Origin of the sequence: Thalassospira tepidiphila MCCC 1A03514, from assembly GCF_001662875.1 — a bacterium.
GTDB classification, from domain to species: Bacteria; Pseudomonadota; Alphaproteobacteria; order Rhodospirillales; family Thalassospiraceae; genus Thalassospira; species Thalassospira tepidiphila.
The window spans coordinates 582,651-607,130 of record NZ_JPVZ01000003.1; the positions used below are offsets into that span (position 1 = coordinate 582,651).

At 53.8% G+C, this 24,480-nt stretch carries 23 protein-coding genes and 1 tRNA gene; 13 read left to right on the top strand and 11 right to left on the bottom strand.

From position 1 onward, the window contains the following. Window positions 1-60 precede the first annotated feature (60 nt). Together TH4_RS09995 and TH4_RS10000 are read left to right on the top strand one after the other, a co-directional pair. Entirely contained in the window at window positions 61-1,092 is a 1,032-nt protein-coding gene (locus tag TH4_RS09995) for a GlxA family transcriptional regulator (protein ID WP_064780948.1), read from the top strand. Between the two features lie 49 nt (window positions 1,093-1,141). Beyond that, complete coding sequence (locus TH4_RS10000) at window positions 1,142-2,320, top strand: MFS transporter (protein WP_064780949.1); 1,179 nt, start codon at window positions 1,142-1,144, stop codon at window positions 2,318-2,320. Window positions 2,321-2,477: 157 nt separating this feature from the next. Here the strand turns inward: TH4_RS10000 and TH4_RS10005 are convergent, their stop codons facing one another. Continuing rightward, window positions 2,478-2,699, bottom strand: coding sequence for a hypothetical protein (locus TH4_RS10005; protein ID WP_008890757.1), 222 nt, complete (start codon window positions 2,697-2,699; stop codon window positions 2,478-2,480). Between the two features lie 282 nt (window positions 2,700-2,981). Here TH4_RS10005 and TH4_RS10010 point away from each other — a divergent pair. Both TH4_RS10010 and TH4_RS10015 read left to right on the top strand, forming a co-directional pair. Continuing rightward, a tRNA-Ser gene (locus TH4_RS10010) sits at window positions 2,982-3,074 on the top strand. 286 nt (window positions 3,075-3,360) lie between these two features. Continuing rightward, window positions 3,361-4,221 (top strand): cupin-like domain-containing protein, encoded by an 861-nt coding sequence (locus TH4_RS10015; protein WP_064780950.1) that lies wholly within the window; start codon window positions 3,361-3,363, stop codon window positions 4,219-4,221. 8 nt (window positions 4,222-4,229) lie between these two features. On the opposite strand, the gene TH4_RS10020 is transcribed toward TH4_RS10015, so the two are convergent. Continuing rightward, window positions 4,230-5,042 (bottom strand): lysophospholipid acyltransferase family protein, encoded by an 813-nt coding sequence (locus TH4_RS10020; RefSeq protein ID WP_083997048.1) that lies wholly within the window; start codon window positions 5,040-5,042, stop codon window positions 4,230-4,232. Window positions 5,043-5,107: 65 nt separating this feature from the next. After that, window positions 5,108-5,887, bottom strand: a complete 780-nt coding sequence (locus tag TH4_RS10025; protein ID WP_064780952.1) for a GNAT family N-acetyltransferase — start codon at window positions 5,885-5,887, stop codon at window positions 5,108-5,110. Between the two features lie 338 nt (window positions 5,888-6,225). Here TH4_RS10025 and TH4_RS10030 point away from each other — a divergent pair, with 338 nt between their 5' ends. After that, window positions 6,226-6,711: a hypothetical protein gene (locus TH4_RS10030; protein ID WP_245227817.1), complete on the top strand. Its 486-nt coding sequence runs from the start codon at window positions 6,226-6,228 to the stop codon at window positions 6,709-6,711. Window positions 6,712-6,800: 89 nt separating this feature from the next. On the opposite strand, the gene TH4_RS10035 is transcribed toward TH4_RS10030, so the two are convergent. The 3 genes from TH4_RS10035 to TH4_RS10045 all read right to left on the bottom strand — a co-directional run bounded on the left by TH4_RS10035 (window position 6,801) and on the right by TH4_RS10045 (window position 9,838). Beyond that, the gene (locus TH4_RS10035; protein ID WP_063089733.1) at window positions 6,801-7,043 is read right to left on the bottom strand and encodes an Lrp/AsnC ligand binding domain-containing protein; all 243 of its coding nucleotides are present in this window, start codon (window positions 7,041-7,043) and stop codon (window positions 6,801-6,803) included. Window positions 7,044-7,140: 97 nt separating this feature from the next. After that, complete coding sequence (locus TH4_RS10040) at window positions 7,141-8,088, bottom strand: carbohydrate kinase family protein (RefSeq protein WP_064780953.1); 948 nt, start codon at window positions 8,086-8,088, stop codon at window positions 7,141-7,143. A gap of 157 nt (window positions 8,089-8,245) precedes the next feature. Beyond that, window positions 8,246-9,838: a bifunctional metallophosphatase/5'-nucleotidase gene (locus TH4_RS10045; RefSeq protein WP_064780954.1), complete on the bottom strand. Its 1,593-nt coding sequence runs from the start codon at window positions 9,836-9,838 to the stop codon at window positions 8,246-8,248. 622 nt (window positions 9,839-10,460) lie between these two features. Here TH4_RS10045 and TH4_RS10050 point away from each other — a divergent pair. The 8 genes from TH4_RS10050 to TH4_RS10085 all read left to right on the top strand — a co-directional run bounded on the left by TH4_RS10050 (window position 10,461) and on the right by TH4_RS10085 (window position 18,863). Continuing rightward, window positions 10,461-11,456, top strand: a complete 996-nt coding sequence (locus TH4_RS10050; RefSeq protein ID WP_064781048.1) for a BMP family lipoprotein — start codon at window positions 10,461-10,463, stop codon at window positions 11,454-11,456. Between the two features lie 43 nt (window positions 11,457-11,499). Beyond that, on the top strand, window positions 11,500-13,083 hold the full coding sequence (locus TH4_RS10055) for an ABC transporter ATP-binding protein (RefSeq protein WP_064780955.1): 1,584 nt from the start codon (window positions 11,500-11,502) through the stop codon (window positions 13,081-13,083). Then, a complete protein-coding gene (locus TH4_RS10060; RefSeq protein ID WP_064780956.1) occupies window positions 13,080-14,198 on the top strand; it encodes an ABC transporter permease in 1,119 nt (372 codons plus the stop codon). Before TH4_RS10055 ends, TH4_RS10060 begins: the two co-directional genes overlap by 4 nt. Next, entirely contained in the window at window positions 14,198-15,169 is a 972-nt protein-coding gene (locus TH4_RS10065) for an ABC transporter permease (protein ID WP_008890746.1), read from the top strand. Before TH4_RS10060 ends, TH4_RS10065 begins: the two co-directional genes overlap by 1 nt. 111 nt (window positions 15,170-15,280) lie before the next feature. After that, complete coding sequence (locus TH4_RS10070) at window positions 15,281-15,694, top strand: cytidine deaminase (protein ID WP_064780957.1); 414 nt, start codon at window positions 15,281-15,283, stop codon at window positions 15,692-15,694. After that, a complete protein-coding gene (locus TH4_RS10075; protein WP_064780958.1) occupies window positions 15,691-16,497 on the top strand; it encodes a purine-nucleoside phosphorylase in 807 nt (268 codons plus the stop codon). Before TH4_RS10070 ends, TH4_RS10075 begins: the two co-directional genes overlap by 4 nt. Before the next feature lie 59 nt (window positions 16,498-16,556). Continuing rightward, window positions 16,557-17,897: a thymidine phosphorylase gene (gene deoA / locus TH4_RS10080; protein WP_064780959.1), complete on the top strand. Its 1,341-nt coding sequence runs from the start codon at window positions 16,557-16,559 to the stop codon at window positions 17,895-17,897. Window positions 17,898-18,098: 201 nt separating this feature from the next. After that, window positions 18,099-18,863: a DeoR/GlpR family DNA-binding transcription regulator gene (locus TH4_RS10085; protein WP_008890742.1), complete on the top strand. Its 765-nt coding sequence runs from the start codon at window positions 18,099-18,101 to the stop codon at window positions 18,861-18,863. A 29-nt stretch (window positions 18,864-18,892) separates the two neighbouring features. On the opposite strand, the gene TH4_RS10090 is transcribed toward TH4_RS10085, so the two are convergent. The 5 genes from TH4_RS10090 to TH4_RS10110 all read right to left on the bottom strand — a co-directional run bounded on the left by TH4_RS10090 (window position 18,893) and on the right by TH4_RS10110 (window position 24,091). Further along, window positions 18,893-19,711 (bottom strand): ABC transporter ATP-binding protein, encoded by an 819-nt coding sequence (locus TH4_RS10090; protein ID WP_064780960.1) that lies wholly within the window; start codon window positions 19,709-19,711, stop codon window positions 18,893-18,895. A gap of 135 nt (window positions 19,712-19,846) precedes the next feature. Further along, window positions 19,847-20,632 (bottom strand): amino acid ABC transporter ATP-binding protein, encoded by a 786-nt coding sequence (locus tag TH4_RS10095; protein ID WP_064780961.1) that lies wholly within the window; start codon window positions 20,630-20,632, stop codon window positions 19,847-19,849. Window positions 20,633-20,649: 17 nt separating this feature from the next. Then, complete coding sequence (locus TH4_RS10100; RefSeq protein ID WP_063089713.1) at window positions 20,650-21,753, bottom strand: amino acid ABC transporter permease; 1,104 nt, start codon at window positions 21,751-21,753, stop codon at window positions 20,650-20,652. Window position 21,754: 1 nt separating this feature from the next. Continuing rightward, the gene (locus TH4_RS10105) at window positions 21,755-22,951 is read right to left on the bottom strand and encodes an amino acid ABC transporter permease (RefSeq protein ID WP_064780962.1); all 1,197 of its coding nucleotides are present in this window, start codon (window positions 22,949-22,951) and stop codon (window positions 21,755-21,757) included. A gap of 117 nt (window positions 22,952-23,068) precedes the next feature. After that, on the bottom strand, window positions 23,069-24,091 hold the full coding sequence (locus tag TH4_RS10110; RefSeq protein ID WP_008890737.1) for an amino acid ABC transporter substrate-binding protein: 1,023 nt from the start codon (window positions 24,089-24,091) through the stop codon (window positions 23,069-23,071). Between the last annotated feature and the right edge of the window lie 389 nt (window positions 24,092-24,480).

The window sequence follows — 24,480 nt, forward strand, 5'->3', positions numbered from 1 at the left end:
TTGTCATTGTTGCCACATTCGGGATTGGGCATGATGTATCTCTGACAAGGAGCTACGAAGATGTCCAACTCACCCCACACCCCAAAATTAGTCGTCTGCCATGCCTTTGATGGTGTCATGAGCCTTGATGTCATCGGACCGCTTCAGGTGTTCGGTTCGGCAAATGACGAGCTTTCCGCGCTAGGACGGCCACAAGGATACGAAGGGATCGTTGTCGCCGGGGCGAGTGGGCCGGTACGGACATCCTGTGGTGTGCGAATATATGCCGATATGGCGTGGCGTGACCTTGATCTGGACACGGTCGATACTCTGCTGGTGCCAGGTGGTGTCGGTGTTCTGACAGAATGCAAAGAACCTCAAATCCTTGATTGGGTCAGAAAGGCCGAAGGCATCGTACCACGGCTAGGCTCGATCTGTTCAGGTGCACTTGTCCTGGCCGAGGCCGGAGTGCTTGATGGCAAAATGGCCACAACCCACTGGTCGCGCTGCGAACAAATGGCACGGGATTACCCGGCAATCCAAATGATGGGGGACCGGCTGCATAGCTATGATCCCGTAGGACTGGATGGCGATCCGCATGTTTTCACATCAGCTGGCGTCACCGCCGGGATTGATCTGGCGCTGGCGATTGTGGAGGCCGATTTTGGTCGTGCCTTGGCCTTGTCCGTTGCGCGCCGGCTTGTGATGTTCCTCAAACGGCCCGGCGGGCAGGCACAGTTCAGCGCCTATCTTATCCCTGAAACAGGCGCCACAGCGCGGCTTGCAAATCTGCTTGAATGGTTACCCGGCAATATCGCCAAGGATTTGTCACTTGAAACACTGGCCGAACGTGCGGGGATGACACCGCGCACTTTTTCACGGGTGTTTGCGCGTGATCTGGGGATGAGCCCGGCGCGTTACGTCGAACGGGTTCGTGTAGAAGCCGCCCGTGCGCTGTTGCAGGACGAGGCCCTTGCGATTGGGCAAGTTGCCGAGTTGTGTGGATTCCGGCATCCGGAAACGCTGCGCCGGGCGTTTCAGCGACATCTTTCTGTCAGTCCCCAGGAATATGCGGAGCGCTTTGCCCGCAAATCACTTGTCACCGCAAACTAGCGACGGTTTGACGGCTTTCATCACAGTTTGAATTTCAGGAGTTGGGAACATGTTGTTGCTGACCAATGGATCATTGCGTCTGCTTTTCTTCGCGCAGGCGCTGTATTGGTCCTGTTCACTGATCGGCATTACCCTGACATCGCTTGTCGGTGTATCGCTCGCCCCCGCGCCATCCATGGCAACTTTGCCACTTGGAATGCTTATGGTCGGCAATCTCGTATCTGTTCATCCGCTTGCCATGTTGATGCAGCGTCGTGGCCGACGTGTCGGGTTGTTTGTCGGGGCACTCTTTGGGGTCTTGGGGGGCCTGATGGTGGCTTACGGCATTTATATCGGTTCGTTCTGGCTGGTCACGTTTTCCGCCGCACTGATCGGCACCTATCAGGCGTCGGCTATGTATTATCGTTACGCGGCGCTGGAAACTGTCGCGCCATCCGAAAAGGGGCGTGCTGCCGCCCTCGTTCTGGGCGGGGGTGTTCTAGCCGCGCTAATCGCCCCTGAGATTGCTGTTGGGAGCCAAGGCATGTTCCCGGTTCCGTTTGCCGGGGCCTACGTGGCACTGGCAGGCATGGCGGCCTTGGGCGCGTCCTTGATGATCATGTTGCCAGATGGTGGCATTCCGCAACGTGCCGGGTCGAGCCGGGCGGTTATGTCCGATCTGTTGCGCCGCCCAGTCATTCGCGGCGCAATCGCCATCAGTGCCGCCGGGCAGGGGATTATGGTCCTGGTCATGACAGCGACACCGCTTGCGATGAAATATTGTGGCTTTGATGTGGATGTGTCGGCCAACGTGATCCGCTGGCATTTGATCGGGATGTTCTTGCCAGCCTTCGTCGCCGGGCCAATGATCGACCGGTTCGGTCCACGCCGGGTCGCATCATTCGGGGCGGTTGCACTGGCAATAAGTGTTGGCGTTGCCGTCTCGGGCATTTCGGTTGCCGCTTTTCTGATCAGTTCGTTCCTTCTGGGGATTGGCTGGAACATGATGCTGTTGGCGGGGACGACGATGCTGGGCGAGGGGCATGATGCGGCGGAACGCGGGTATGCTCAAAGCCTGATGGAGCTTGGCAACAGTGGGACGGCGACAGTCGCCACAATTGCCAGCGGGGCATTGATCGCCGGTGCCGGCTGGAGCCTGATCAACTTTGGTGTGTTGCCGGTTTTGGGTGTTGCATTGATTTTGATGTGGCGAGGATATGCCGCAAAGCAAGCGACCGCAGACGTCTGAAACCAAAAGAAACCGCCGGTCAAGACGACCGGCGGTGAAGTTGCAGGGCGAACGGGGATCGTCGCCCCGGCGCGACTGAAATCGCTTGCATCCCAAGCCGTTCGGGATGGACGAGAACGGGTAGGGTGCGTGCGTAAAGGCAATAAAAAACCGGCCATCAGGCCGGTTGGGATACCAAACTTGTCGCGTTGCCTGCGACGAATTCCTTGATCTTCTGCAAAACGAAATCGCGTGAACTGTTTTCGCGGGTACGGAACAGGACTTCGCGGTCCTGAATGACCAGCCCCATGTAAACAGGGTCGTTATGACCTTCCTTGGTCATCTTGAGGGCGCGAAGGGTATGACCGAGATCATCCGTGCTTTGATAGATCGTACGCATTTTTCTCCAACCAGCATTTACGTCAAAAGACGGTGAAAAACCAATCGACCACACCGTTATGACAGCTGTTTTTTTCTGTCCGATGACAGCCGTGTGATGGTTTGAAGACTCTTTTCCCAATCAACCGGGAAATGCAGTGAGCAATGCAGTCAAAAAGCTGCTGGTTTTATTTAGCAGGACTGTTAAAAAGAAAACGACCTTAACGCCGGTTTCGGGCATTGACATGCGCCATGGCGATGTTTAAGAAAGGCGTCGTTCCGCAGGGAACACCAAGGACATAAAGGGCAAGTGGCCGAGTGGCTGAAGGCGCTCCCCTGCTAAGGGAGTATAGGGTCAAAAGCCCTATCGAGGGTTCGAATCCCTCCTTGCCCGCCATTGATTAAAGCACCCCAAAAGGGTGCTTTTTTCGTTTCGAGCCCGCGCATTTGGGCCGTGGCCGACGCGATTGATCATGGTGAGGCCAGATCCGTTCCCAAATCACGTTCGCTCATCGCAAGAGATCAAAAATTACAACTGTTTAGTACATAGTGCCACCGGCGCAGCCAGCTTGATTTCATCTGTTTCCTATGATCTATCTGACAAGCTCCAAGCTGAAGGTGGAACAGAAAAAAGGCTTGAGCGTTCTGGTGTGCAGTAAAACAAGAAAACAGACGGGGCCGGAATGACGAGCCAGTTAAGCTATCTGAGCATTGATCGCCGAGATAATCTGAGCAGAGAAGAGTTTATTGACCAGTATCTTAAGCCCAAACGTCCCGTCATCATGCGCAGTTTCGCCGCAAACTGGCCTGCATTGGAAAAGTGGTCTTATGACTATCTGAAGCAGGGCTGTGGCGATGTCGAGGTGCCGCTTTACAGCGAGGCATTTGCGAACTCGGACAACGACTATCTCGATTCAACCCAAAGCATGCCCTTTGGCGAATATCTTGATCTTATTCAGGCGGGGCCGACACCGCTTCGCATGTTTTTGTTCAATGTGTTCAAGCATATGCCACAACTGCGCGAGGATTTTTCATATCCTGACCTTGGCGTCACGTTCCTGAAAAATCATCCATTCCTGTTTGTTGGTGGTCAGGACGCCTATGTCGATATTCATTACGACCTTGATCACAGTCATGTTTTCCTGACGCAGATGACCGGCACCAAACGTGTGATCCTGTATGGAAGCGAAAACGGACGGCACCTGTATCAGCATCCGCTGACTGTTTCGTGCAATATCGATTTTCGAAACCCGGATCTGGAACGCTATCCCAAGCTTAAGGATATTCACGGTTATGAATGCATTCTGGAGCCGGGGGATACCATCTTTATCCCCAGCCGCTGGTGGCATTTTATCGAATACAGCTCGGCTGGCATCAGCCTGACATTACGTGCCTTGCCTGAAACCTGGCCTGCGCGTGCGGCCGGTCTTGCCAGCATCTTCAAGCTCAAGGTCATTGACCAGTATGTCGGCAAGATGATTGGCGAGAAGAAGTGGTATCAGATGAAAGAAGACTGGGCACACGCCCGGGCGCGAAAGGCTTGAGGCTCGCCTCAAGCCTTTTTCAGGATGATGTCATAGCCGTTTTGAACCCCGGCATGGGCCCATCGCGTCAGTTCCTTGCGGTTATCAAATTCGGATACCGGACGGCTTGGGCTGAAATGGACTTTGACGGTACAGCCCGACGTTGCCATGAACCGCCAGAAATGGAAGGCAAGGGTCGTGTCGTCAAACCAGGGGTAAAGAACCGTTTCCGGTTCTGGCGAAGATGCACTCGCGCTGTCTTTCAGGCATAAAACGGTTATCGGCTGAACGTGGCAAACTTCAGCGATCTTTTCATCAAACACAAATTCCATCAGCGACGATTTGAACGGCAGTACGACACTGCCATCCGTGCTTGTCCCTTCGGCAAACAGAACCAGCCGACGGTCGGGCAGGATCTTGTCGCGCAGGATCTTGATCTGTTCGTGGGATTTGATGGCCCGACGTTCAACGAAAATGGTTTGGCAACAGCGCGCAAGGAACCCGATCCCCGGCCAACTGCGAACTTCGGACTTGGCGATGAAATTTACGGTGAACAGCGCATTGATCACCGGAATGTCGAGGTAAGACGTATGGTTCCCCAACAGCAGCAGTGGAAGGGTTTCGCTTGGCGATCCGGTGACTTCGACCTTGATGCCTGTGATCTTGCGGGCACCAAGATGCCAGATGCGGACAATCTGGGAACTGGCCCGGAGCTTGAGACCTTCAAGGATCAGGAAAGGGATCAGCATCGCAAACAGCCACACCATTAGCGTCGTGAATTTGAGCCCTGCCTTCACGTGCTGTGCTGGTGTTATCGGTGCAGTGATGTGGGGTGTTGCCATCTGGTCCAAAGCGCTTGAAAACCCTTGTTTGACGTCACGGATGTTTCTTTTAACAGTAATCGCACTCACGCGTTTAGAGGTGTGAGATCAAGGCGATCAGCCTGTTTTTTGTAGAATCTGTAGTATTGGTCGGGGACCTTGGCGACATCGACCGTAATCAATACATCAAGCGTCTTGAAATCAGGATCAAGTGCGACGCCATCGCCAACAACGCCACCCAGCGACAAATAGGCTTTGATCAGGGGGGGTAATTTCGCAAGAGCCTCGTCCGGATCAATGTCGTCTTTTGCCATGCGTTCCATCGACTGATAATCGAGTGCGTGCGCAATATGAGGTTCATCATCCAGCCGGTAGTGATGCAGGTATGACAGTTCGTAGGCGATCTTGTCGATATCGGTCGCATGGAAGCTTGCGCAGCCGAACAGATAGCGAATGTCATGATTGAAGATCAGTTTGGTGATGCCGCGCCACAGAAGCTGAATGGCCTTGCCATCGCGATAATCCTTGTGAACACAGGATCGGCCGACTTCCATGCAGTTGTCTTTCACGGCGTCAAGCAGGGGAATGGAGAACTCTTCCTGCGCGATGTATGACAGATCTGCGGGTTTCTGTTGCGAAAGCAGCAATCTGGTGGTGGCGATGACTTTCTTGTCATTTTCATTATCCACGACCAGCAGGTGTTCGCAGAACGCGTCGAATTTATCGCTATCAAGGCCGGCCGAGTGTTGCTCGGTCATGGCTTTGGCGTGAAATTCGCCAAAGAAGACCTCAAAGCGAAGTTCTTGCGCCGCTTTCAGGTCTTGTTTGGTCTTGGCGAGATGAACAGAAAATCTACCGGATGCCATATTGGAAATTAATTCTGTTGTTCTAATGAAACTTGGTTGCCGTCGCTTTTCGCGATGACAGAGTGATTTGTATCACATAATGAACTGTCTATGAAAACAATATGATAGCGTTAAATCGACCAGTGTTTTCGGTCGAACATCATCGCGGATTGAAAAGCCCAAGGCGTATTGATGACAAGGTCAAATGCGTCATCTGGTATTGCCGTGATCTGCCCGGTGACCAATCCAGAAAAATATTCTCTGCTGTATGGCATAAAGGTGGCTGGTGAAACGTTATCCTTACTGGGCTTGTCGCAATTTTGGGCAAAGTTCCCACATGAGTTTGGATGTTTTTCACGATGACAGAGGTCGCCATGCCGTTCACAACCAGTTGGGTCAAAGCAATTACGACCGGTTTTGTTCTTGTCGGTGCCAGTCTTGCCCTGACAGCACCTGTACAGTCACATCCGGCCAATCAGGAACATGATCACACTGTCGTCGAACTTGCCCAAGGTGGCGGTATTTTCAGTGATGAAGAACGGCGTATTATTCACGATGTGCTTGATATCGCGACCGGGCAGACTGACCAAGATAGCGACAAAAAGAACAAGGGTAACAAGGGTAAAGGCAACAAAGGTTTGCCGCCCGGTATTGCCATGAAGCTTGAGCGCGGCGGTACCTTGCCACCCGGCATTGCCAAGCGCGATTTGCCCGATAACCTGATTTCACGACTTCCTGCGCGCACGGACGGTGCGCTGCGTCAGATCGTTGGCGACGATGTCGTGCTGATCGAAAAGGGGACCGAGATCATTCTTGATGTGATCCGGGATGTTGCCGGGAACTAAGTGGTATTGCCTGCATCCGACAGAAAGAAAGCGGCGCCTGTTTGGCACCGCTTTTTGTTATGCAAGCGTGTTTTTCGGCCGTTTGGCCCTCAGGTGAAGGCGTTAAAGGTAATGATGGTCTGGGTATCCTTGATATGAGGCAGCTTGTGGATACTTTCGTTCACATAGCGCCCAATATCCTGTCCGTCATCAATATATACCTTGACCAACAATTCAAACGGGCCGGAGATGGAATAGACTTCGGAAACGCCTTCGACTTCTTCAACAAGCGCTGCTGCGACGTCATAGGCTTTGCCAAGTTCACATTTCACAAAGATGAAAAATGGATGCATCGGATCGGCTCCGGTTTGAAGTTGAATTCAGGACAAGCTACCTGCGTTGCATGATCCATGCAATCATCAAGCAGGATCTTGGTTTGGCCCCTTTGGGTCAAAGGACTTTTCTTTCGGCCTTTGCTGCGCGTTCCGTGACTGCGTCCAGCGTCAGATCCCAAACAGTGGTGCCCTCGGTTTCTGCCGTCAGGCTTGCCATCGCAAGGCCCGATGCCATTGCATCGTCAAAGCTCGTATGTGGTTTCGAGTAAGCCGACAGAAAACCGGAATAGAAGGCATCACCCGCACCATTGACGTCCTTGACCTTGGTGGGCAACGGATGCCAGAACGCCGTCCCCGATGCCGACGAGGACACAACCCCTTGGGCACCAAGCGTGATCACGATATCCGGGATACCCTTGCCGCGCAAAAGCTCGACCGCGACTTTCGCCTGCGCAAGATCGTTGATCTCGATGCCGGTCAGAATGCGTGTTTCTGCGCGGTTGGCAATCAGCAGGTCCAGTTTATCAAGCACCGGCTTGAACCTTACTGCCTTGCTGGGGGAAACAGTGGCTGCGCAGAATTTTGTCGTCTGTTTGTTTTCGGCAAGCCACATGATGCTTTCGGTTGGCAGGTTCGCATCAACCAACCACCAGGGCCGTGCCAGAAGGTTTGCCAGATGCGGTTCAAGGCGATCAATGGTCAGCAGGTCATAGACCTCGGCATTCATCATGCCGAGCGCGAGTTCGCCGGTTTCATCAAGAAGGGCCGTGTAACCGGCCGTTGCCATGCCACTGATCTTCATCAGATGGCGGGTATCGATCCCAAGTTCGGACAGCGCCTCGATCACCTGATCGCCGTCACCGTCGTCCCCGACAGCACCAAGCATTGCGACATTATTGCCCAGAAGCCTCAGATGCACCGCAATGTTGCGGCTGACACCGCCAGGTTTGCGATGCAAGGTCCGAACCGGGTTCGAGGCAGCGGGGACAAAAGTCTCGGTACATTGCAGGGTGCGGTCGAAATGGGCGGCACCAAAGCAAAGAATGTTGGCATTAGGCGTCATAGAGAACGGGTGCTCTTTGTCGTGGGACGTCACGCAGGTGACGGTCATGTGCTGTAAGCGATGTTGATAAGCCTCAAGCGCGCATGAAGGCAAGGAAAACAAAAAGGCAGTCCGTTACAGACTGCCTTTCGGTCACTTGTTCACGCAGAAAACCTGTTTATTTCAGGTTGATGCGACCCTTGGTCGTCGGGGTCAGTGGCGAATTAAGCCCGATATAGTCGGCAACAGCCTGTTCAAGGTTCGGTCCGAAGTCATAAACATCGGTGGCATTATCCCGGAACAGGGCGTAGCCATCACCGCCATTGCGCATGAAGTCGTTGGAAACAACGCCATACATTTTGCCGGTCTCGATCGGCACGAAGCCGTTACCATCGGCAACCATGACGTTTGAAACACGCGATCCGGCAGGTTGCGAAAGATCAAGGTCAAATTTCAGGCCCGCAACCTGCGGAAACTGGCCTTTGCCTTCCTCGACAAGCGATACACCATGTTCAAGCGACGCAACGATATCCGCACCGGAAAGCTTGAAGGTTGCCAAGGCGTTCTGGAACGGAAGAACCGTCAGGACTTCACCCATGGTAACCGTGCCTTCATCGATGCTTGCACGCACACCGCCGCCATTCTGAATGGCGATCTGATAGTCATCACCAGCTTTCCAAAGCATCGCATCAGCAACCAACGAACCCATGGAACATTCCATCTTGCGGCAGATCTCGCGCGATCCATCTGCAGGTGCCGTGAAGCTGCCAACTTCAAGGGTGCGAACGGCATCAACCTGACCGCTGGCTTCAGAGATAACGGCAAGAACGTCCTCGGCCGGTTTGATGCTGGCATCAAGGGCAATCGGATCACCCGACCATGAGGTTGCCACACCGGCATCATCAAATGTGACGTTCAGGTCGCCAAGGTAACGGCTGTAGGCATAGGCTTGGACGATCAGAACAGGTTTGCCATCGGCACCATTTTTGACGACCGGGTAGGGATGGGATGCCTTGTCATCACTATTGGAAAACAGAAGATGGTCATGACCGCCGACAATTACGTCAACACCAGTCACATCGCTGACATACTCAAAATCGGCGTATGAGCCCGAATGGCTGAGAGCGACAATTTTGTTGATGCCCTGGGCGGTCAAGCGATCGACCGAGTTTTGCAGCGATTGTGCAAGGTCGTTGAACTTGACGTTCGGACCCGCACTTGAAATATCGGCCGTTTCCGGTGTTGTCAGCCCGACGATACCAATGCGTTCACCGCCAACCGTGATGATGGTTTCAGGCTTGATCAGTTCGTTCAGCCCATCAGTGGTCGCTTCGATGTTGGCCGACAGAATAGGGGTAAGGCTTTTTTTGATGAAGCTTGCCAGGACGTCCGGGCCGTCATCAAACTCGTGGTTGCCAACCGCCATTGCATCATAATCAACAAGGTTCATCAGCTCCGCCGTCAGCGAACCCTTGTAAGTCGAATAGTAAAGGGACCCCTGGAACTGATCACCTGCATCGACAACCAGAACATTGCCGCCTTCGGCACGGGCGTCACGAATGGCCGTGGCAAGACGGCCATAGCCGCCAAAGCACTTGCCTTCGGCATCATCCTCGGCACTGCAGGTGTTATTGTATTTTGTGACCGATTCAACGCGGTCATGGACGTCATTGGTATGGATCAGACGCAAATCATAATCGGCCAACGCGCTTCCGGCACCAAGGCTGAGCATGGTGCAGGCCGACAGCAGCCCTGCAATTGTTCTTTTCATTCCTGTTCTCCAACAATAATCCACTCTTCCTGTCCCGATCGGGAGGGAAAGTATGAAAATGCAAATCTGTGGGTCGGAAAATCTTTGCCCCGCGGAATGCTAGCACCAAACTCTCGCGAACGGTATGTCCGGTTGTTGACGGTGTGGTTAAAATTACACATCGGTTGTGGTCGTAGGTCCGCACCGGTTCATTTATGTCGGGAAGAATCGGAAACGCACCAATTTCAATCATTCGAGGTTCAATGGTCCCGATTTGGTGCCATTTACGCGTATCGACAAAGATAAATTACCGTGCAGAAAAGTTTGGTTCAGGTTTGAGCCTGATCGGCCCGAAACTAAGGGAAACCCCGCAGATATGCGATTTGAAGTTCCGGTTGTAGTGCATTGGTGCTGACCAAGTGGACAGGTCTCTGCAACGTGTTGCGTGCTCAGCTATTTACAGGGCACTATATTTTGTAGTTACCATGAGCATTCGCAGCATGCCAAACCGCGCTGCATTGGTCCTTGACCAACGCCGCTTTGCTTATGTTGCGAGACATGTGTTTTCGATGAGGGAGTTCCGCCAAACAAGATGGGCATTGGCGGAAAGATAATCAGAATTCAAACAAAGAAGGGCATCGGAATGAAAAAGCTTCTGACCTCGGTGGTCGCGGCTGTTGCTTGCTATGCAGGCGTTGCTTCGGCTGCAGAAATCAATCCGGCTGTGGTTTACGATCTTGGTGGTCGTTTTGACCGCTCATTCAACCAAGCGGCATACACGGGTGCCGAGAAGTACAAGGAAGACACCGGTACTGAGTATCGTGACTTCGAAATCCAGAACGATTCACAGCGCGAGCAGGCAATGCGCAACTTTGCGCGCCGCGGCATGAATCCGATTGTTGCGATTGGTTTTTCCCAGGCTTCTGCACTTGAAAAAGTCGCAAAAGAATTCCCTGAAACCAAATTCACCATTGTTGACATGGTTGTAGACCTGCCGAACGTTCAGTCGGTGGTTTTCAAGGAACATGAAGGTTCGTTCCTTGTCGGTGTTCTTGCGGCTATGGCATCTGAAACCGGCAAAGTCGGTTTCGTTGGTGGTATGGACATTCCGCTTATCCGCAAATTCGCCTGCGGTTACGCACAGGGCGTAAAATATTCGAACGGTGACGCCGAAGTCTTCCAGAACATGACTGGCACTACCGGTGCGGCCTGGAACGATCCGGTAAAGGGTGGTGAACTTGCGAAATCGCAGTTCGACCGCGGCGCGGATGTTGTTTACCATGCTGCAGGTGGTACTGGCGTTGGTGTGCTTCAGGCTGCTGCAGATGCCGGTAAACTCGGCATTGGTGTGGACTCCAACCAGAACGGCCTGCATCCGGGTTCGGTTCTGACGTCTATGCTGAAACGCGTTGACGTTGCTGTTTACGAAGCTTTCGAGGCTGCTGCCAACGATACCTGGGAGCCGGGCCTGACCATTCTGGGTCTTGCAGAAGGCGGCGTTGATTGGGCACTTGATGAAAACAACGAAAGCCTGGTCACCGACGAGATGAAAGCAGCCGTTGCCGAGGCCAAGGAAGCAATCATTTCCGGGAACCTTGAAGTACACGATTACATGAGCGATAGCGCCTGCCCAATGTAAGGCAGACGTCAAAGCAAATCGGGGATTTGTCGTGTCGGATACGATGCATCAAATGCACGGCGCCGGGGAAACCGGTGCCGTGCAACCCGCTATTGAACTGCGCGGTATAGACAAGCGGTTCGGTGCGGTACATGCCAATAAAGAAATCGACCTTAAGGTCGACAAAGGAACTATCCACGGAATCGTGGGCGAAAATGGGGCTGGTAAATCGACCCTGATGAGTATTCTGTACGGCTTTTATCAGGCCGATGCAGGAACCATTCACGTCGATGGCAAGCTCTGTGAAATCAACGGATCAGAAGACGCGATCGCGGTCGGGATCGGGATGGTTCACCAGCATTTCATGTTGGTTGAGACGTTCTCGGTGCTTGAAAACGTTATTCTTGGCGTCGAAGGCGGTGCTGTTCTGCGCGATGGTGTTGAAAAGGCACGCGAAGAACTCAAACGTCTAGAACGCGAATATTCGCTCAACATCGATCCGGATGCCATCGTGGGTGATCTATCGGTTGGGCTCCAGCAACGTGTGGAAATCCTAAAAGCGCTCTATCGCGGGGCGGAAATTCTTATTCTGGATGAGCCGACCGGTGTTCTGACACCCCAAGAAGCAGACCACCTTTTCAGAATTCTTGATACCCTTAAAGAACAGGGCAAGACGGTTGTTCTGATTACCCATAAACTGCGCGAAATCATGGCCGCAACGGACAATGTTTCTGTCATGCGCCAGGGCGCAATGGTGGCACATCGCAAGACAGCCGAAACCAGCCCGGAAGAACTATCGGAATTAATGGTCGGCCGTAAGGTATTGCTACGCCTTGAAAAAGGTGAAGCCAAACCGGCTGCGACAGTGCTGAAAGTTGATAATCTTTGTGTTGATAATGCCCAGGGCGTTCGCAAGGTCAAAAATGCGACCTTTACCGTGCGCGCAGGCGAAATTGTCGGCATTGCCGGGGTATCCGGCAATGGGCAGAGTGAGCTGCTTGAAGCGCTTGGTGGAATCAGATCTGCCAGCGAAGGGACCGTGGAACTAAACGGGCAGGATGTAACGCCGGGCAAAGGTGTTGATGCCGCAGAGCTTCGTCGTCGCGGTGTCGCGCATGTGCCCGAGGATCGCCATCGCATGGCGATGGTCACGGCCTTTTCAGCCAAAGAGGCGGCCATTCTTGGCTATGAAGATGATCCAGCCTATCAAAAGGGTGGGCTTCTGGATTGGGATGCTATTTCAGCTGCCACAGCCAATATGATGTCAGAATTTGACGTTCGTCCGGACAATCCGGACTTGAAAGCTGCCAATTTCTCGGGCGGTAATCAGCAGAAGCTTGTTCTGGCGCGTGAAATCATGCGTGATCCGGAATTGCTTCTGGTGGGCCAGCCGACCCGTGGTGTCGATATCGGTGCCATTGAATTCATTCACAAACGTATTGTCGCCATGCGGGATGCTGGCAAAGCCGTCCTTTTGGTGTCAGTGGAGCTTGACGAGATTATGTCGCTTGCCGACCGCATTCTGGTGATGTGCGATGGGGCCATCATTGGTGAAGTTGCCGCATCCGAGGCAAATGAACGCGTGCTTGGTCTAATGATGGCGGGCGTTGACCCAAATGAAGCCAAGGCAGCGGAGGGGCAGGCATGAGCAAGACTGTCGAACTGCCGCGCTGGATTGATGTGGGCGCCTTGCCTTTGCTGAACCTGCTGTTGGCCCTTGTTGTGTCCGGGCTTGTGGTTCTGGCGATTGGTGAAAACCCGATTCAGGTGGTTGAAATCCTGCTTTATGGCGCATTTGGCTATGAAGAGGCATGGGGTTATACGCTTTATTACACCACCAACTTCATCTTTACCGGCCTTGCCTTTGCCGTCGCGTTCCATTGCGGCTTGTTTAACATCGGCGCCGAAGGGCAGGCCTATATCGGTGGCCTTGGTGTAACGTTGGCCGCCCTTTATCTCGATTTCCTGCCATTCCCGATCATGCTGGTTGTGGCGATGTTGGCGGCGATGATTTTTGGCGCGGCGTGGGCATATATCCCGGCCTACTTGCAGGCGCGTCGCGGATCGCACGTCGTGATCACGACGATCATGTTCAACTTCATCGCCTCATCGCTGATGGTGTATCTGCTGGTCAATGTGCTTCGTCCGGAAGGCTCGATGACGCCCGAAAGCGAACAGATCGCCGAACATTTGCGATTGCCATTTATTCATGACATTGCAGGCGCGCTTGGCATTGAGATGGCCTCAAGCCCGCTGAACCTGTCATTTGTTTATGCAATCGTCATCAGCGTCATGGTCTGGCTGTTTATCTGGCACACCCGTTGGGGCTATGCCATCCGGACAGTCGGTGCCAATGCTGTGGCGGCAACCTATGCCGGGCTTGAGCCCGGGCGTTTTATCATCATCGCGATGATGATCTCAGGTGCGCTGTCATCCTTCGTGGCGCTAAACGAAGTCATGGGTGTTCAACACCGCCTGCTGATTGATTTCACCGCCGGATATGGCTTTGTCGGCATTGCTGTGGCGCTGATGGGGCGCAACCATCCGTTTGGCATCTTCCTTGCGGCTTTGCTATTCGGGATGCTCTATCAGGGCGGGGCGGAGCTTTCATTTGAAATTCCGACCATCTCGAATGACATGGTCGTGGTTATTCAGGGGCTTGTCATCCTGTTTACCGGGGCGATGGAACACATGTTCCGTCCGCGCGTGACAAAGATCTATACAGCCTGGCGTCTGCACCAGGATGCCGGGGAGGCCGCATAATGGATACATTTCAGCTGATTATCCTGTTGCTTGATGCAACGCTGCGGACCTCGACACCGCTTATTCTTGCGGCCCTTGCGGGCATGTTTTCCGAACGGTCCGGGACGATTAACCTTGCCCTTGAAGGCATGATGCTGGGCGGGGCGTTTTCGGCTGCTGCGGTTGCCTTCTATGTCGGAAGCCCGTGGGTCGGGCTTCTGGCCGCGATTGCAACCACGATTGCGCTTTCGCTTCTGCATGGGTTTGCCTGCATCACGCACAAGGGCAACCAAGTGGTTTCGGGCATGGCGATCAATATCCTGATGTCGGGTCTGACCGCCCTTGTCGGGATTGCACTTTTCGCACAGGGCGGCAAAACGCCAGCACTTGATAAAGGATCGCGTTTCCAGCCGATCACGTTCCCGGGTGCCGACGCCGTTCAGGACGTTCCGGTTCTGGGCCTGATTTATTCGGAACTGCTGAGCGGTCATAACATTCTGGTTTATGTCGCCTTCCTTGCCGTTCCGGCAGCCTGGTGGGTGATGTATCGCACCCGGTTTGGCTTGCGTCTGCGCGCGGTTGGTGAAAACCCGGGCGCAGTTGATACGGCCGGCATTGGCGTTGTTGCGATGCGCTATCGCGCCGTGATTTGCAGTGGCGTGCTTGTTGGCATGTCAGGAGCGTATCTTTCGACTGCGCAAGGCGCATCATTCCTCCAGGACATGACCGCAGGCAAAGGCTATATCGCGCTGGCGGCCATGGTGTTTGGCAAGTGGCGTCCGTTCCCGGCATTGGCAGCCTGTCTGCTGTTTGGCTTCCTTGATGCGGCAGCCACACGTTTGCAGGGTGTCGTTCTGCCCGGTATCGGCGAAGTGCCGGTCCAGTTGGTGCAGGCATTGCCCTATATCCTGACGGTCATTCTTCTGGCTGGGTTTATTGGCCGGGCCATTCCGCCAAAGGCGCTTGGTCGGGCATACGTCAAGGAACGCTGAGCTTTTCGTGGTTCGGGTCTCGACCTATGATACAGGCAGTCCCGAACCACATTTTTCCAAAAATATGCGCTTTGGTCAGGCGCGATAGGTAATCAAAACAGGATCAAACAAATGGTTGCTCATAAACAGGCTCCGCGCGATCTGATTGACGCGGCTCTTGCGGCTCGTGACAAGGCATATGCGCCTTACTCGAACTTCTTTGTCGGTGCTGCGTTGCGCACGACTGAGGGCAAGATCGTTTCGGGCTGCAATGTTGAAAATGCGGCATATCCCGAAGGCGTCTGTGCAGAGGCCGGCGCGATTTCGGCAATGGTACTGTCAGGGGAAACCCGTTTTGACGAGATCGTCGTTGTCGGGCTGGGCGATATCGCCTGTACCCCGTGTGGCGGGTGCCGCCAGAAGATTCGCGAATTTACCGGTCCCGATGCGACCATCTTCATCATCAATGATGCCGGTGAAACGCTTCTGACGCTTAGCCGTGAAGAACTTATTCCCCATTCCTTCGGGCCGGAGAACCTCAAATGAGCAATGTAAAAGCAGCGCTTGACGTCATTGCCGCCAAGGCGCCGGGTTTCAAGGCCGAAGTTGCGTTGGTTCTGGGCAGCGGACTTGGTGGTGTGGTTGACGCCGTAAGTGATGCAATCAGCATTGCCTACGAAGAATTGCCGGGGTTCCCGCGCCCGACCGTGGTCGGACATGGCGGGACACTTGTTCTTGGCCGTATTGGCGGTGTGTCCGTTGCTGTAATGCAGGGGCGGGCGCATTATTACGAGCATGGCCGATCGGATCTGATGGCCGAACCGCTTGAAATTCTGCGCGAACTTGGCGCAGAACGTCTGCTTTTGACCAATGCTGCGGGTTCACTGATCCCTGAGGCCGTACCGGGCAGTCTGATGCTGATTACTGATCATATCAGCCTGTTTGGTCCCAATCCGTTGATCGGCTATCACGGTAATGACCGTTTCGTCGGCATGGATGTGCCTTATGATCCTGAAATCGGGTCTGGGCTGCATGGTGCGGCGGCCAAGCTGGGCATCAAACTGTTCGAGGGAACCTATTGCTGGTGCACCGGGCCAAGCTTTGAGACGCCAGCGGAAATCCGCGCACTCAAGATTCTTGGCGCGGATGCGGTCGGCATGTCGACCGTGCCGGAAAACATTCTGGCCCGCCGTCTTGGATTCAAGGTGGCCGCGGTTTCAAACATCACCAATCTGGCCGCTGGCATGAGCGCGACACCGCTTAGCCACGAGCAGACATTGGAAATGTCGAAAGCCGGTTCGGCCAATCTTATCAAGATATTGCTGCAATATTTTTCAAGCGCTTCCTGAAGTCGTGTGACTTCAAAGCGTCTTATTTGAATTAACGACACGTGCGCAGGAGACAGCACATGCTGCCCCAAGAAATCATTCGCCGTAAACGCGAAGGCGAAGTTCTGACAGACGCTGAGATCGCCTTTTTCGTCAAGGGCATCACCGATAACAGCATCAGCGAAGGGCAGGTTGCCGCCCTTGCCATGGCTGTGTTCTTTAACGGCATGACCATGGACGAGCGCGCGGACCTTACGCGCAACATGCGCGATAGCGGTACGGTTTTGGACTGGAAGGCGCTTGGCCTTGATGGACCGGTGGTAGACAAGCATTCAACCGGTGGCGTTGGTGACAAGGTAAGCCTGATGCTGGGCCCGATTGTTGGCGCCTGCGGGGCGTTCGTGCCGATGATTTCCGGCCGTGGCCTTGGCCATACGGGTGGGACGCTGGACAAGTTTGATTCCATTCCGGGCTATCGCACCACACCAAGTCTTGACGAATTCGCCAAGGTCACCCGTGAAGTTGGCTGTGCCATTATCGGCCAGACAGCCGATCTGGCACCGGCGGACAAACGGTTTTATGGCATTCGCGACGTGACCGCGACGGTTGAAAGCATCCCGTTGATCACGGCGTCCATCCTATCAAAGAAACTGGCAGCCGGGCTTGATAGCCTTGTCATGGATGTGAAATTCGGCTCTGGCGCCTTTATGAACGAGTATGAGCGCGCCCGTGAACTGGCCGAAAGCATCACCGAAGTTGCCACCCGCAACGGTGTTCCCACGGTCGCACTTCTGACGGATATGGAACAGGTGCTCGGGGACACAGTTGGCAATGCACTCGAAATGCAGGAAGCGATCGACTTCCTGACCGGCAAGCACCAGGAACAACGCGTCTATGACGTCACCATGGCGCTGGCGGCAGAAATGCTGACCGTTAGTGGTGTGGCGGCGGATGTTTCCGATGGCCTGCGTATGGCAACAGAGGCGCTTGAAAACGGCAAGGCTGCCGAGACCTTTGGCAAGATGGTATCAAGTCTTGGTGGTCCTACGGACTTTGTTGAAAACACCAACAAGTATCTTGAAGCCGCCCCGATGATAAACACGGTAACGGCCGCCAAGACCGGCCGTGTTCTTTCGATGGATGCCAGAAAGGTCGGTCTTGCGCTGGTGTCGCTTAAAGGCGGGCGCACGCGGGCAGATCAGAAGATCGATTTTGCGGTCGGCTTTACCGATTTCGTCAAAGTCGGACAACCGGTGTCGGCCGAGACACCAATTTGCCTGGCCCATACCCGTGACGAGGCACAGCTTGAAGAGGCAACCGCCTTGCTGCGTGAAGCGATTGTGATTGGCGAGGGGGATGTCGATCCGACAGGCACCGAACCAGCTGTACGGGAACGGATCGTGGCACGCAAAAAGGGGTGATAGGCACCAAGTCAAAAGCAAAAAGCCGGGAATGAAACCCGGCTTTTTTGTTTTCTGCGCTTATCGAAGTTCGCCGTCAGCATTATGCGAGCATTTCGCTTTCGGCGGACAAGGCTTGCCAAATGGCTCAAGAGAAAGCATTTTGATCAGGAATGAAAATTTTCCAATAAAGATGAAAATTGAAAACAGAAGGAGAGAGGCATGGGGAAACTGGATCGGCGTCGTAGAGAGATTTTGGAGCTTGTCGCCTCCAACAGCTTTATGACCATTGATACCCTTGCCGAACATTTTTCTGTCACGCCACAAACCATCCGACGCGACATCAATGAAATGGCCGAAGAAGGCCTGATTGCCCGATATCACGGCGGGGCTGCCAGTGTCTCGACCACCGAAAATACCGCCTATACCGACCGTCAGGTTCTAAACCTTGGCAGCAAGCGCGAGATCGCAAAGCTGGTGGCGCAACATATCCCCGAAGGCGCGTCTCTGTTTATCAATATCGGAACAACCAACGAAGAAGTTGCACATGCGCTTCTCGGCCATAAAAGCCTTAAGATCATTACCAATAACCTGCATGTTGCAGAAATCTGTGCCGCCAATCAGGGCTTTGAAGTGATCATTGCCGGCGGCGTTGTGCGACAGCGCGATTTCGGTGTCATCGGCGAGGCCACCATTGATTTCATCAACCAGTTCAAGGTCGATTACGCGATCGTCGGGATATCCGGCGTCGATGAGGATGGCAGCCTGATGGATTTCGATTATCGTGAAGTGCGCGTCGCGCGGGCGATTATTTCCAACGCTCGCCAAACATTCCTGTGCACGGATGCATCGAAGTTTGGTCGTCGTGCGATGGTGCGCCTAGGACATCTTTCCGAAATCGACGCTCTGTTTACCGACCGTCATCCGGGGCCGGTTTGGGCCGATGTGATTCGCGAAGCCGACGTTTCGGTCTATACAGCCAACTAGATCCGGCGCGGGGCAGGGTGTTTGTGCCGTTAGCTATAGACGTGGTCTTCGCGTTTGCCGGTTCGCATGGTGATCGGGCCCTGTGACGATCCGTTCAGCATCTGGGTCAGATGCGCATTATGTGCGTCATCGATATCTTTGGTTTTACCTGCCCAATAGACTTTACCGTCATGCATCATCATCAGGTTCTGATAGCGGGTGCGGGCAATGTGCATATCGTTGGTGATTGATATCACCGTGGTCCCGCGTTGTTCTGCAATCTTGCCAATCATGCGTTCGATATGGTTCGACAGAACCGGATCAAGTCCGGCTGTCGGATTGTCCAGCAACAGGATCGCCGGATCGGTGGAAATCGCCCGTGCGACACCAACGCGTTTTTGCATGCCGCCAGACAGATCACTTGGCGTCAGATCCGCACTTTCCGATGCCAGACCGACAAGGCCCAATAGATCAAAGGCTCGTTCCCGGGCCTCCTTGCGGCTAAGAGTGCCGGTTTCGATCTGACGAAAGCAGATATTTTCCCAAACCTTCAGACTGTCAAACAGGGCATTCTGTTGAAATAGCATGCCAATGCGTTCCGCCCATTCGGCGCGTTTCGGCGCATTGGTTTGACTGACATCATCGCCATCCAACAGGATCTTGCCAGTATCGGCCCCGTAAATCCCAACCAGACATTTCATCAGAACACTTTTGCCTGCGGCAGAAGGACCAATAATGGCCATGGTTTCGCCCTTGGGAAGATGCAAGCTGACATCATCAAGGGCAAGCTTGTCGCCAAACCGTTTGCTGAGATTTTCAACCGAGATAAAGGCCGGATGGGTCGCGGAGCTGGTTTCAGGCGTGGTCATTGGCAATCCGGATGATGAACGTGTTGGGCCGAGTTTCGGCAATTGAGCGGGTCTGGGCAAGGATCATTTTTACAAAAATGAAAACGGCCCCGCAAATGGGGGCCGTTTTGCAAAGATCGGGTACTTGATAGCCGATTAATGCGACAGGATCTGGCTGAGGAACAGCTTTGTACGATCGCTTTTCGGGTTATCAAAGAACTCCTTCGGACCAGCCATTTCGACGATCTGGCCTGCATCCATAAAGATCACACGGTCAGCAACCTCTTTGGCGAAGCCCATCTCGTGGGTCACGCAAAGCATGGTCATACCTTCCTTGGCGAGTTCGACCATCACGTCGAGAACTTCCTTGACCATTTCCGGGTCAAGCGCCGAGGTAGGTTCATCAAACAGCATGATTTTCGGCTGCATGCAGAGCGAACGGGCAATCGCCACACGCTGCTGCTGACCGCCGGAAAGCTGACCCGGGAATTTGTGGGCCTGCTCGGCAATTCGCACACGCTCAAGGTAATGCATGGCCAGTTCGTTGGCTTGCTTCTTGGGCATCTTGCGAACCCAGATCGGGGCCAGCGTCAGGTTTTCCAGCACGGTCATGTGCGGGAAAAGGTTGAAGTGCTGGAACACCATGCAGACTTCGCGGCGCACGGCTTCGATGTTTTTGACATCGTCGCCAAGCAAGATGCTGTCGACGTAAACTTCACCGCTTTGATAGGTTTCAAGGCGGTTCAGGGTGCGGATCAGCGTCGATTTACCTGAGCCGGACGGGCCGCAGATAACAATACGCTCACCTTTGCGAACAGACAGGTCAATATCCTGAAGAACATGGAAATTGCCATACCATTTGTTCATCTTGTTGACGGTGATGACATCCTCTTTGGACGGAGGAGGCACAGCGCCGGTAGTGGGTTCAGTTGCTACAGTCATTGTTTTTTCCTCACTCCTTACCTTTGTTCGCCTTTGCGAAGCTCTTTTTCAAGATAGGCGGAATATTTCGCCATCGAGAAACAGATCAGGAAGAATATTGCCGCGGCGAAGGCGTAACCTTCGACGTAATATTTGGTCCAGGCCGGGTCACTGCGCAGTGCCAGCTTCACCGTGCCAAGGAAGTCAAACAGGCCGATAATCACGACCAGTGTGGTGTCCTTGAACATGGAGATAAAGCTGTTAACGGTCGGCGGGATCACCAGACGCAGTGCCTGCGGCAAAATGATCAGACGCATTGACTGCCAGTAAGACAGCGCAAGACTGTCACCAGCCTCAAACTGACCACGCGGAACGGCCTGCAGACCACCACGGAATACCTCGGCGAGGTAGGCGGCGGTAAACAGGATGATACCGATCTGCGCACGCAGCAGCTTGTCGATGGTAACCCCATCTGGCAGGAACAGCGGGAACATAACCGATGCCATGAACAGAACCGTAATCAGCGGCACACCACGAATGACTTCGATGTAAACCACGGAAACGGTTTTGATGGCCGGCATGTGCGACTGACGACCAAGTGCCAGCAGCAGCCCGAACGGGAAGGCAAAGATCACACCGATCGAGGACAGGATCAGGGTCAGCGGCAAGCCACCCCAATAGCTGTTCTGGACATAGGTAAGGCCAAACACACCACCCCACATGAGGATGGCAATAATCGGCACACCAATGACCCACATCGGGATGATTGCCTTGCGCAGGCTTGGATACTTAACCGCACCCAGACTGCCGCAAATGATGCCCATCAGAAGGATCATGGCAAGAAGCGGCCGCCACTGTTCTTCAAACGGGTAGGTGCCAAACAGGATCAGTCGTAAATTGGCATTAACGAACCCCCAGCAGGCACCTGTCGCTTCCGCGCAGGCCTCAATTGATGGCGCCAACGTCGCATTGATGATGGCCCACTCGACGATTGGCGGGATCAGCCAAACGAGGAATGCAATCGAACCAAGGGTCAGGAGGGTATTGAACCATCCATCAAACAGGTTCTTCTTCGACCATGCCACGGCACGCTCGGAAAAAGTGCCGGTCGGAAGAGGAGGTAATTTTGCGTTTTCTGACATGTTACCTCTCCACCAGTGCCATTTTCTTGTTGAACCAGTTCATAAAGAGCGAGGTCAACAAGGACAAACCAAGATAGATCGACATGAAGATCGAGATGGCCTCGATCGCCTGACCTGTCTGGTTCATGGTCGTGTTGGAAACAGAAACCAGATCCGGATAACCGACGGCAACAGCCAAAGAGCTGTTCTTGGTCAGGTTGAGATACTGGTTGGTCAGAGGCGGGATCGCAACACGCATGGATTGCGGCAAGATCACCTTGCGAAGCGCAATAGAACGGCGAATGCCCAAACTGTCGGCCGCTTCCCACTGGCCATTCGGAACAGCCTGAATACCGGAGCGAACAACCTCGGCAACATAGGTCGAGGTGTAAACCGTAAGCCCGATCAGAACCGCCATGAATTCAGGCGAAATGTTGTAGCCACCCTGAATGTTAAAGCCTTTGAGGGCTGGCATGCTCATGTCGGTCGGTGCGCCACCTGCCAGATAGGCAGCAAGGACGAGACCGACAAAAATACCGATCCCGGCAAGAAGCATCGGGAAGGGCTGACCTGTGGCGTCCTGGCGTTTCTTGGCCCATTTCTTGACAAAATAGATCACAACGCAGGAAATCACGGCCGCAATGGTCATAAGGGTATAGGCGTTATCCGGTTCCGGCACCGGCAAATACATACCGCGCGACGTCAGCAAAACACCGGGCAGAGGCTCCAGCGCGTCGCGTGGATGCGGGAAAGCGCTTGGAATAAGTGCGTACCAGAAGAACAGTTGCAACAGGACCGGAATGTTCCGGAACGTTTCAACATACACAGTCGCAAGTTTGCGAACGATCCAGTTCGAGGACAGGCGCGCAACGCCAAAGATTGTCCCGATAATCGTACACAAAATGATCCCAAGCAGTGACACCTTCACAGTGTTCAGAAGACCGACCATCAACGCCGTCGCATAGTCGCTTTGGGCGCTGTAGTCGATCATGGTTTCACTGATCTCGAAGGAAGCTTCAAGATCAAGGAACCCGTAACCGGTTGAGATGTTCTGTTGTTCAAGGTTGTACAAGGTGTTGGACACCAGGTACCAGCCCGCAAGAACGATCAGTCCAATTGCGACGACTTGATAAAGCACCGCACGGACGTTTTCGTCATTGAGATAATCAACGAGGCCCTTGGAACGAACATCCCCCGGGGCATTTTGAGGCTTACTCATATGACCCTCAGGTGTAGATTGTATCCAAAATCAGCAAGCACCTAACGAAAAGCTCCGCCCATGCGTTCAGGCAGTGGGGCGGAGCTTCGTAGGTTTAGGCAGTCGGTTTGCTAGCGATTAGCGAACCGGCCATGCGTACTGCAGGCCACCATCGGTCCACAGAGCGTTCAGACCACGCTCAAGACCGAGCTTGGCGGTAACGTTTTTCTCATAGCTTTCGCCATAGTTACCGACCTGCTTGACGATGTTGTATGCCCAAGCTTCGTCAAGACCAAGAGCTTCACCCATGCCCGGCGAAACGCCGAGAAGACGCTGGATGCCCGGGTTGGTGCTGTTTGCTTTCATGTCGTCAACATTTTCCATGGTGACGCCATACTCTTCTGCTTCAACCATTGCAGCAAAAGCCCAGCGAACAACGTCCGACCACTGTTCGTCGCCCTGGGCGACAACCGGGCCGAGCGGCTCTTTGGAGATGATTTCCGGAAGGATCACGTAGTCAGCCGGATTTTCAGCCATCTGGGTACGGATGGAAGCAAGACCCGAAGCATCGGTGGTGTAAACGTCGCAACGACCAGAGAAGAAGGCAGCGGTTGCTTCGTTGATGTTCTCAATAACGACCGGCTCGAAGGACATGCCTTTGGCGCGGAAGTAGTCAGCGAGGTTCAGCTCGGTCGTGGTGCCCGGCTCAACGCAGACGGTCGCACCGTCAAGCTCGGTTGCGCTGGAAACGCCGAGAGCTTTCGGGATCAGGAAGCCCTGACCGTCATAGTAGTTGATGCCGACAAAGGTCAGACCCAGTTTCGCATCACGGGTGGTGGTTGCAGTGGTGTTACGCGACAGGATGTCGATTTCACCGGACTGCAGAGCCGTGAAGCGCTGTGCTGCGGTCAGCGGGGTGTACTGAACGGCGTTCGCGTCACCAAAAACTGCAGCAGCTGCTGCACGGCAGACGTCAACGTCAATACCTTCCCATTTACCTTCGGCATTGGCAGCGGAGAAACCAGGAAGACCGGTGTTCACGCCGCACTGAACGAAACCTTTGGCCTTGATGCCGTCAAGCACGGCACCTGCCTGTGCGTTCTGTGCGGCAACGGCTGCAACGGTCATTGCGCCAGCGGCAAGGATCGTCTGGATTTTCATAAGATAGCTCCCTTGTTAGCAAAGCATTGTTTTTAGCTTTTGTGCCACCCTGGATATGCACAGCCGCATATCCATCTGTCCGAAGAAGATCGGACCGCCAAATTAAGAAATTTTAGGCCGCCTTGTGTCAAGTGTGAAAAAAATTTGGCAACATTAGAACCGGCGGTGCTGGCTAAAAATTGAGGCTTTTTCTGCGGTTATATCGTGCGGAGATACGATTAGATAAGATATACAAAACTTTGTTTGTCTCATATATTCAATAACCTAGCGGTAGTTTCATTCTGATCACCGGCAAGACCGAAAATTGCACGAACTTTTTTTCATCAAACAATCGGTCATGATCAAAAAAAGTGCATCAGTTCACACTGTTTAAAAAATATGCATCACCG